Annotated in this window: 2 protein-coding genes; one reads left to right on the top strand and one right to left on the bottom strand. The window is 75.0% G+C overall.

The genetic code is table 11. The features are described from left to right. Positions 1-216 (bottom strand): cytochrome ubiquinol oxidase subunit I (locus MCAG_RS00530; RefSeq protein ID WP_036371744.1); only part of this gene is annotated, 216 nt, incomplete at its 3' end. Between the two features lie 202 nt (positions 217-418). Here MCAG_RS00530 and MCAG_RS00525 point away from each other — a divergent pair. After that, entirely contained in the window at positions 419-1,189 is a 771-nt protein-coding gene (locus MCAG_RS00525) for a 1-acyl-sn-glycerol-3-phosphate acyltransferase (protein ID WP_036371742.1), read from the top strand. The last annotated feature ends 65 nt before the right edge of the window (positions 1,190-1,254 follow it).

Genomic DNA, 1,254 nt, shown 5'->3' with positions numbered 1-1,254 from the left:
CTGGACGATGCCGGTGACGACGCCCATGGCGAAGTTGATGAGGAAGAGTTTGCCGTAGAACTTGGTGAGTTTGAGGTAGCGCTGGTTGCCGGTGCGGTGCCAGATGGTCTGAAGGATGGCGACGAGCACGGACAGGCCGATGGTCAGCGGCACGAACAGGAAGTGGTAGACGGTGGTGACACCGAACTGCCAGCGGGCGACGTCCAACGCGTCCACCTGGAACCCCCAGCCTTTCATACTACGAGACGTAGTAAATACTACTCGGCGTCGTAGAGGTGTCGGCGGGTGCGGGGGTTCCGACAGGCCCGGAATCAATGACCTTGATCACCACTGCCGCTCGGCCCTGCCCCGGTCGCGTCCGCTCCCCCACCCGGCCGCGCCCGCGGCCCTGGCGCGGCCGTGCGACCATCGACCGCTGATGGACACGCCCACCGCCTCCTGGCAGCCGCCCCTGATCTGGCGCGGCGCCCAACTGTTGGCCCGCGCCGTCGTCGGCGCCCTGGCCCGCCTCGAGGTCTCCGGCGACGTGCCCGACGGGCTGCGCCGGGGGCCGCTGATTCTGGCCGCCAACCACCTCAGCCCCTTCGACCCCGTGGTTCTGGCCGCCGCGTGCCGTGCCCGGGGCGTCGCCCCCCGCATCATGGCCACCGGCGGGCTGTTCCGCGCCCCGCTGCTCGGCGCCGCCATGCGCCGCGCCGGGCACATCCGGGTCGACCGGGGCACCGCCGCCGTGCACCGGGCCCTGGACGACGCCGCCGGGGCCGTCGCCGCCGGGTCGGTGATCCTGGTCTACCCGGAGGGCCGCATCGGCCTGGACCCCGGCCTGTGGCCCGAGCGCGGCAAGACCGGGACCGCGCGGCTCGCCCTGGCCAGCGGCGCGCCCGTGGTCCCCGTGGCCCAGTGGGGCTCGCACGAGGTGCTGCCGTACCGGGCGCCGAAGGGGATGCTGCGCGCCGTGGCCCGGGCGCTGTGGCGGCGGCCGGTGGTGCGGGTGCACTTCGGCGACCCGGTCGCATTGACCGACGCCGACGCCGCGCCGGGCGCGGCCCGGCGGGCCACCGACCGGATCATCGACGCGATCACCGACGCCCTCGTCCCGCTGCGCCCCGACGAGCCAGACCGGCCCCGCCACGTCGACCCGGGTCGCCCCACCGGCACCTCCCGGACCCACCGCCGCCGGCTGCCGTGACCACGGGTCGGGGCGCGCCGCGGTGACCGTGCGCCGGCTGCTCGCCGGCCGGTCACCCGGGCGCC

The organism is Micromonospora sp. ATCC 39149 (assembly GCF_000158815.1).
GTDB lineage: Bacteria > Actinomycetota > Actinomycetes > Mycobacteriales > Micromonosporaceae > Micromonospora.
The sequence above is the reverse complement of the archived record's forward strand: the minus strand, read 5'-3'. Positions and strand labels throughout refer to the sequence as shown.